The 7,936-nt window shown below is 74.1% G+C and carries 6 protein-coding genes; 5 read left to right on the forward strand and 1 reads right to left on the reverse strand.

Annotated elements, in window-relative coordinates; translation table 11 throughout:
- Positions 1 to 54: 54 nt before the first annotated feature.
- Genes AC1Q5D_RS01475 through AC1Q5D_RS01485 form a run of 3 tightly spaced genes read left to right on the forward strand, consistent with a single transcriptional unit; the run spans position 55 to position 2,997 of the window.
- On the forward strand, positions 55 to 1,512 hold the full coding sequence (locus AC1Q5D_RS01475; protein ID WP_481736779.1) for a GuaB1 family IMP dehydrogenase-related protein: 1,458 nt from the start codon (positions 55 to 57) through the stop codon (positions 1,510 to 1,512).
- A gap of 7 nt (positions 1,513 to 1,519) precedes the next feature.
- A complete protein-coding gene (locus AC1Q5D_RS01480) occupies positions 1,520 to 2,269 on the forward strand; it encodes an ABC transporter ATP-binding protein (RefSeq protein WP_481736780.1) in 750 nt (249 codons plus the stop codon).
- Positions 2,266 to 2,997 (forward strand): ABC transporter permease, encoded by a 732-nt coding sequence (locus AC1Q5D_RS01485; protein ID WP_481736781.1) that lies wholly within the window; start codon positions 2,266 to 2,268, stop codon positions 2,995 to 2,997. Before AC1Q5D_RS01480 ends, AC1Q5D_RS01485 begins: the two co-directional genes overlap by 4 nt.
- A gap of 37 nt (positions 2,998 to 3,034) precedes the next feature.
- On the opposite strand, the gene AC1Q5D_RS01490 is transcribed toward AC1Q5D_RS01485, so the two are convergent.
- Positions 3,035 to 4,300, reverse strand: coding sequence for a DUF418 domain-containing protein (locus AC1Q5D_RS01490; protein WP_481736782.1), 1,266 nt, complete (start codon positions 4,298 to 4,300; stop codon positions 3,035 to 3,037).
- Between the two features lie 220 nt (positions 4,301 to 4,520).
- On the opposite strand from AC1Q5D_RS01490, the gene AC1Q5D_RS01495 reads away from it, so the two are divergent.
- Both AC1Q5D_RS01495 and AC1Q5D_RS01500 read left to right on the forward strand, forming a co-directional pair.
- Positions 4,521 to 6,332 carry a gamma-glutamyltransferase gene (locus tag AC1Q5D_RS01495; RefSeq protein ID WP_481736783.1) on the forward strand — a complete coding sequence of 604 codons (1,812 nt, stop codon included), beginning with the start codon at positions 4,521 to 4,523 and terminating at the stop codon, positions 6,330 to 6,332.
- A gap of 339 nt (positions 6,333 to 6,671) precedes the next feature.
- Positions 6,672 to 7,910 carry an IS110 family RNA-guided transposase gene (locus tag AC1Q5D_RS01500; RefSeq protein ID WP_481736784.1) on the forward strand — a complete coding sequence of 413 codons (1,239 nt, stop codon included), beginning with the start codon at positions 6,672 to 6,674 and terminating at the stop codon, positions 7,908 to 7,910.
- Positions 7,911 to 7,936: the final 26 nt, after the last annotated feature.

Genomic DNA, 7,936 nt, shown 5'->3' on the forward strand with positions numbered 1-7,936 from the left:
CCCGCCGCCGCCGCTCCCCTGCCCCCGGCACCCGCCCGTGGCTAGGCTGGCCGGGTGAAGTTCCTCAACGACATGGCCCCGCAGCACGACCTCACCTACAACGACGTCTTCATGGTCCCGAACCGCTCCGGCGTCGCGTCCCGGATGGACGTGGACCTGGCGACGCCGGACGGCATCGGCACCACCGTCCCGCTCGTCGTCGCCAACATGACCGCCGTCGCCGGCCAGCGCATGGCCGAGACCGTCGCGCGTCGCGGCGGCGTCGCGATCCTGCCCCAGGACATCGCCCCGCAGGCGGTCCGGGACATGGTGGGCCGCGTCAAGGGCGCCGACACCGTCCTCGAAACCCCCATCACGGTGGGCCCGGACGACGCCGTGACGACGGCGCTGTCCCTGCTGGGCAAGCGGGCGCACGGCGCCGCCGTCGTCCTCGACGCGGGCCGCCCGGTCGGCATCGTCACCGAGAAGGACTGCCAGGGCGTGGACCGCTTCGCGCGCATCTCCGAGGTCATGACCACGGACATCGTCACGGCCGCCCGCGGGGAGGACCTGCGGCGCGTCTTCGACACCCTCTCCGCCCGGCACCTGGACTTCATGCCCGTCCTCGACGGCGACGCCCTGGCCGGGGTGCTCACCCGCAAGGGCGTCCTGCGTTCGGCCATCTACACCCCGGCCACCGACCCGGACGGCAGGCTCATGGTCGGCGGCGCCGTCGGCATCAACGGCGACGTGCGCGCCAAGACGGCCGAGCTGCTCGAGGCCGGGCTCGACGTGCTCGTCGTCGACACCGCGCACGGGCACCAGGAGAAGATGCTCGAGGCGCTCCCCGCGGCCGCGGCCGCGCGGGACGACTTCGCCCAGCGGACGGGCCGCCGGATCCCGATCGCGGCCGGCAATGTGGTCTCGGCCGCCGGCGTCGCGGACCTCGTCGCGGGCGGCGCGGACATCCTCAAGGTCGGCGTGGGGCCCGGCGCCATGTGCACGACGCGCATGATGACCGGCGTCGGGCGGCCGCAGTTCTCGGCCGTGCTCGAGTGCGCGGCGGAGGCCGCGCAGCAGGGCGCCGAGGTGTGGGCCGACGGCGGCGTCAAGTACCCGCGCGACGTCGCCCTGGCCCTGGCCGCCGGCGCCGGCTCCGTCATGGTCGGCTCCTGGTTCGCCGGGACGTTCGAGTCCGCGGGCGACCTGGTCCGCGACTCCGACGGGCGCCTCTACAAGGAGAGCTTCGGGATGGCCTCGGCCCGCGCGGTGCGGCACCGCACCAAGGGCCAGTCGGCGTTCGACCGCGCCCGTTCCGCCCTCTTCGAGGAGGGCATCTCCCACTCGCGGATGTACCTGGACCCGGAACGCCCCGGCGTCGAGGACCTCATGGACGGCATCGTCTCCGGCGTCCGCTCGTCGTTCACGTACGCCGGCGCCGGCACCATCCGGGAGTTCCGGGAGCGCGCCGTCGTGGGCATCCAGTCGGCGGCCGGCTACGAAGAGGGCCGCGCCCGGGACACCTCCTGGTAGGGCGACGATGCGCGGCGCGACGGGCGGAAACGGCGGCGGCGCTTCTGTGCGCTTCTGGGGCCGGACCGTCCGGCGCGGCCGCGCCACCGTGCTCGCGGGGCTGGACCTGGACGTCCCGCGCGGCGCCGTCGTCGGGCTCCTCGGGCCCAGCGGGTGCGGCAAGACGACCCTGATGCGGGCCCTCGTCGGCTCGCAGATCGTCCGGGGCGGGGAGGTCGAGGTCCTGGGCCGGCCGGCGGGATCCGCGGACCTGCGCCGCCGGGTCGGCTACATGGCCCAGGTCCCGGCGGTGTACGACGACCTGACCGTCCGCCAGAACCTCGAGTACTTCCGCCGCGTCGCGGGCGCCCCCGCCGGGGACGCCGACCGCGTCATCGAACGGACGGGACTGTCCGGGAACGCGGGCTCCCTGGCGGCGGACCTCTCCGGAGGCCAGCGAAGCCGGGTGTCGCTGGCCGCCGCGCTGCTCGGCCGGCCCGAACTGCTGGTCCTCGACGAGCCGACCGTGGGCCTCGACCCCGTCCTGCGCGTCGAGTTGTGGGGCCTGTTCAAGGCGCTGGCCGGGGAGGGCACGACGCTGCTCGTCTCCAGCCACGTCATGGACGAGGCAACCCGCTGCGACCGCCTGCTCCTGATGCGCGAGGGCCGCATCATCGCCGACGACACCCCCGGCGGCCTGCTCGAGGCCACCGGCACCCGCACGGCCGAGGACGCGTTCCTGCACCTGATCCGGCACGCCGCGGGAGGCCCCCGGTGAGCCCGGCCCGCACCCTGGCCACCGCGGGAAGGGTCCTGTCCCAGGTCCGCCACGACCACCGGACGGTGGCGCTGCTGCTCGTGGTCCCGTCCCTGCTCATCGGGCTCGTCGCCTGGATCTTCGACGAGACGGACGTGTTCCAGGACATCGGCCCGGCCATGATCGCCCTCTTCCCGTTCGTCGTCATGTTCCTCGTGACCAGCATCGCGACCCTGCGCGAGCGCCGCGGCGGGACCCTCGAGCGCCTGCTGGCGATGCCCCTGGGCAAGGCCGACTTCATCCTCGGCTACGCCCTGGCGTTCGGCCTGCTCTCCATCGTGCAGACCGGCATCGCCGTGTCCTGGGCCGTGTGGGTGTGCGGCCTGGAGATCGCCGGCAACCCCTGGCTGCTCTTCGTCGTCGCGGTCCTGGACGCCCTGCTGGGCACGGCCCTCGGGCTGCTGGCCAGCGCGTTCGCCCGCTCGGAGTTCCAGGTCGTCCAGTTCATGCCGGCGTTCGTGTTCCCGCAGATCCTGCTGGGCGGGATCTTCCTTCCCCGGGCGCAGCTGCCGGCGGTCCTCGAGGCGGTCAGCGACTGGCTGCCGCTCTCGCACGCGATCGACGCCCTGGGCGACGTCGCCGCCGGCACGGAGGACGCCACGACCGGCTGGCTGCTGGCCGCGATCGGCGCGTGGATCGTCGGGGCGATCGCCCTGGGCAGCGCCACGCTCCGGCGCCGGACACCGTAGCCGAACGCACCCCGCGCGGGGGCGCCCGCGGTGCGGCCTAGGCTGCCGGATGCCGGTTCGCGGCCGGACGGCCGCGGGGCGCGACCGGCACGCCGCGCAGGCCAGCCGCCCGGGCGACCGGCTTCGGCGCGGCGACGTCGGGGGAGCCCGCACCGGCGATCGCGGGCCCCTCGTCCCGGGCCGGCGCGGGGGCTGCGGAAACGTCGGGCGAGACCGCGCCCTGGGCCGCGGGGGCGGCGGGAGGCGCAGCGGGAGGCGCGTCGCCGGCGCGACGCGGGCGCACCCAGGAGAACCGCAGGAGCTCCTCGAACGGGCCGTTCGCGAACCGGCGCAGCCAGAGCGTCGCGAACAGCAGGCAGCCGGCGGACAGGCCCAGCGTGACGGCGACGCCCTCGACGACCGTGGTCGGCTCCGGGCGCACCCACGCCGCAAGCACGAGCAGGTGCACCACGTAGCTCGTCAGGGCCAGGCGGCCCAGGTCGACGACGGCGCGCATCCGGCGCCGGACCCAGCGCTCCAGCAGCAGGAACAGGCCGATGCAGGCGGCCGCGCTGCCGCCGCCGGAGAGCAGCCACAGGGGCATCTGGGAGTGGTCGACGGCGGAGATCAGCATCAGCGGGGACGTCGGGCCGGACGGTTCCCCGGCCAGCGCGAGCAGGAGCCGGTAGACCCCGAACCCGGCCACCATCGCGGCGAGTCCCCACACCAGCAGCCGGCGGCGCAGTGCGTGGTCCGCCAAGTCGAGGCGGCCCAGCCACAGCCCGAAGACGAACGGGACCACCCACACCAGGACGGGGTACGGCCCGGACAGCACCACCGAGTGCAGGATCTGCAGCGGCGGGTCCCCGAAGGCCGCGGGCTCGAACTCGTATTCGCGGCCCTCGACCCACTGGGCCGCCAGCCACAGGACGGGCGCCGCGACGGCGCCCACCCCGGCGGTCCAGGCCAGGGCGCGCGCAGGAACGCGCAGCAGCGGCAGCGCCAGGAGGAACAGCAGCGCGTACTGCGGCAGGATCACGCGGACGTCGTGCTCGAGGCCCTGGAGGGCCAGCCCCCCGAACAGGAGCAGGGCCGCCCGCCACAGCAGCAGCCGCCAGGGCAGCGTCCCGCCGGGTTGGCGCGAACGCCGGGTCATCAGCGACAGGCCGACCCCGGCCAAAACGACGAACAGGAGGGAAGCCCGGCCCAGCGGCAGCCCGTACAGGAACGCCAGGGCGCCTTCGCCGTCGCGGGGACCCACGTTCACGGCGAACATGCCCACGATCGCGGCGGCGCGCGCCGCGTCGATCCCGACGAGGCGCATCGCTCCACCCCGGGGGCGCGGCGACACGCCGTGCCCGCCGTGGACGCGGTTCTCCCTGGGAGCGTCGCGGATGGGTCTCTCCTCGGTTTCGTGGACTCTGGACGTTCCCCCCGCTTCCACGATACGGGCTGCGGCGCGCCCTGTGTTCCATTTCGGTAACGACCGGCGAGGCAGGTGGCCTAGGATCGGTCCGGACCCCCTTCGTCGACGAGAGGCCCCCATGGTCGCCCGGCTCCCCCGCCTCGCCGCCCTCGCCCTGTCCCCGCTGCTCCTGTTCACGGCCGCCTGCACCGGTTCCCCGGAGCCGGCCCCCACGAGCCCCGGCACCTCCTCGGCGCCCCCGTCGTCGTCCGCGTCGCCCTCCCCGTCCACGAGCGCGGCCCCGTCGTCGTCCGCCAGCGCCTCCAAGGCCGACGCGCTGCTCAAGCAGCACGGCGTGAGCGCCGCGCACCCGGCCGCCGTCGACGCCGGCATGCGGATCCTTGACCAAGGAGGCAACGCCGTCGACGCGGCGGTGGCCACGGCCTTCGCCATCGCCGTCGTCGAGCCCCACGCCTCCGGGATCGGCGGTGGCGGGTCCGCGATCATCGCCGGAGGCGGGACGGAACCGGTCACCTACGACTACCGCGAGGTCGTCCCCAACGACGGCAGCATCCCCGAGTCCGGGACGGGGATCCCCGGGTTCGTGGCCGGCATGGAGCGCCTGCACGCCGACCACGGCGAACTCGAGTGGTCGCGGCTCCTGCAGCCGGCGATCGACCTGGCGGAGAACGGGTTCCCCGTCTCCAAGTTCCTGGCGGTGCGCCTCGACAGCGACTTCGGGCCCCGGGCGACCGACGGGCTCGACCACTTCCACCAGGGTCTGGGCTTCCCGCTCGGCGCGGGCGACCGGCTGGTCCAGAAGGAGCTGGCCGCGACCATGCGCACTTTGGCCACGGAGGGCGCCGACGCGTTCTACACCGGTTCGCTCGTGCCCGCCCTGGACCGGGCCGCGGGGATCGACCGCGCGTCCCTGGCCGACTACGAGGTCGAGAAGACCACTCCGGTCTCCGGGAAGGTGGGGGACCTCGAGGTGCTCTCCGCCGCGCCGCCGCTGCCCGGCGCCGCGCTGATCCAGATGCTGCAGGCCGCCGAGGGCGCGGGGATCGCCGACGTTCCGGCCGGTTCCGCCGAGTACACGGGGATCCTGGCCGACGCGTGGACCCTCGCCGACGGCACCGTGACCCGCGAGCTCGGCGACCCCGACTTCGTCGACGTGCCCGTGGAGCGGATCACCGACCCCCAGCGCAACGCCCAGTTGATGTCGCGCGGCCCGAGCGCCGCCGGCGCCGGGCCGGACGCGGGGTCCGGCGGGGCGGGCGCCGCGGCGGGTGCCGGCGGGGCCGCTGCCGCCGTCGGCGCACCGGCGGCGCGCGCGACGGCGGGGCCCGACGGCGGGGCGGCCGCGGACGGCGCCTCCCCCATCAAGGCCGGCAACACGACGCACATCTCCGTGGTGGATTCGGACGGCGTGGCCGTGTCGATGACCAACACGATCACCAACTTCTGGGGCGGCGGCGCCGGGTACGTCGGCGGGTTCTTCCTCAACAACCAGCTCTCGCGCTTCGAGTCGCTCGACACCCCGAAGAACCAGCCGGAGGCGGGGCGCCAGTCGGTGAGCTGGTCGGCGCCGTCCATGGTCCTCGACGGACGCGGCCGGCCGGAGCTGGTCATCGGGACCCCCGGCGGGCACCAGATCCCAAACATCCTCTCCTCGGTCATCATCCGGTGGGGCCTGAAGGGCCAGCCGCTGCAGGAGGCCGTCACGGCCCCGCGCTCGCATCTGCAGGAGGGGACCATCGCCCTCGAGGAGGAACCGGACGCGCAGCTGTCCGCCCTGCTCGAGCGCCGCGGTTGGCAGCCGGACGTGGTCACGCTCGAGGAGGCCGTGTTCGGCTCCGTGCAGGCACTCGAGATCGACTACTCGAAGGGCACGCTGGTCGGCGCCGACGACCACCGCCGGGAGGGCGCGCACGGGATCGCCGCCCCGTAGCGCGAGCAGGCCCGCGCGGCGGGTCCCTCCGCACGGCCGTGGGCCCGCCCGTGCAGGCGGGACACGACGTCGGACCGTCCGCCCCTAATGGGGGTGTACCGGTCCCTCTGAATTGGTGAGACTTGGTATCCGAGCCGCTGGCGGCTGAGCACTCTGCGTCCCCGGGTCTTTTGAGCCCTAGGTCTAGATCGTGCCGCTGTCGGCCGGTGAGGAAGGCTGGCCAGAGCTCTGGTGGGATGTCGTGCCCTGTGGGAGCACTGATCCATTAGGTCGTGCGGGTTTGCCTTTCTCCCCGAGGAGGCCCGGAGCGGAGGCCCAAGGACAGGGGAGGAATCGGCGATGTTGTTCGTTGGAGACGATTGGGCAGCGAACCACCACGACGTGGCGGTTCTCGATGCCGCGGGACAGGTGGTGGCGCACAAGCGCCTGACGGAAGGCGTGGCCGGGATCGCCGGTTTCCACGCCCTGGTCGCGGAGCACCTGCCCGAGGACGCGGATCCCGCAGAGGTGGTGGTCGGCATCGAGACCGACCGCGGACCCTGGGTGCAGGCCCTGCTGGCCGCCGGCTACCACGTGTACGCGATCAACCCGGCGCAATCGGCGCGGTACCGCCAACGGTACGGGACTGCCGGGGCGAAGTCGGACAAGGGCGACGCCCAGGTCCTGGCCCGGATCGTGGCCGTGGACCGCAGCGAGCACCGCCCCGTGGTCCCGGACAGCGACGTGGCCGAACAGGCCAAGGTGCTCGCCCGGGCCCACCAGTCGCTGGTGTGGGCGCGCACCCGGCAGGCGAACGTGCTGCGCTCGGGATTGCGCGAGTACTACCCTGCCGCCTTGGCCGCGTTCGGACAGGACCTGCACGGCGCGGACGCGTTGGCCGTCCTTGCCGCCGCTCCCGGCCCACAGGCGGGGGCCCGGCTGAGCGTGTCCCGGGTCAAGGCCCTGCTCGTGCGCGGCGGGCGGCAGCGCAACCTGCAGTCCAAGGCCGAGGCCATCGTCCAGGCCCTGCGTTCGGAGCAGCTCACCGCCCGGCCCGGCATCCAGGAGGCCCACGCGGCCGCCACTGCGGCGCTGGTGGCCGTGCTCGGGGCCCTGAACACGCAGATCGAGCAGCTCCAGGGGCAGGTGGAGCGGTGTTTTGGCCGGCACCCGGACGCGGGGATCTACCTCAGCCAACCGGGCCTGGGGCCGGTCCTGGCGGCCCGGGTACTTGCTGAGTTCGGGGACGCCCCCGACCGGTACGCCGATGCCCGCGCCCGGAAGAACTACTCCGGGATGAGCCCGATCACCCGGGCCTCCGGCCAGAAACGGGCCGTGCTGGCCCGCCACGCCCGCAACCGCAGACTCGCCGACGCCCTCTATCTGCAGGCCTTCTCGGCCCTGACACACTCGCCCGGGGCCCGGAAGTACTACGACCGGCAACGGGCCAAGGGATCCACCCACAACCAGGCCCTGCGCGCCCTGTCGAACCGGCTCGTGGGCATCCTCCACGGCTGCCTACGCCACCACACCACCTATGACGAAGCCACAGCCTGGCACACCGCAGAGGACACTCCCACACTCCAAGCAGCCGCTTGACAAGTTACGTCCGTGGGATATCTAGA

The sequence above is a fragment of the Arthrobacter paludis genome (assembly GCF_056782315.1).

Bases quoted from the DNA above. Each gene is read 5' to 3' on its own strand.
- AC1Q5D_RS01480 (WP_481736780.1), top strand. From the start codon at position 1,520: ATGCGCGGCGCGACGGGCGGAAACGGCGGCGGCGCTTCTGTGCGCTTC.
- AC1Q5D_RS01490 (WP_481736782.1), bottom strand. From the start codon at position 4,300: ATGCGCCTCGTCGGGATCGACGCGGCGCGCGCCGCCGCGATCGTGGGC.
- AC1Q5D_RS01495 (WP_481736783.1), top strand. From the start codon at position 4,521: ATGGTCGCCCGGCTCCCCCGCCTCGCCGCCCTCGCCCTGTCCCCGCTG.
- AC1Q5D_RS01500 (WP_481736784.1), top strand. From the start codon at position 6,672: ATGTTGTTCGTTGGAGACGATTGGGCAGCGAACCACCACGACGTGGCG.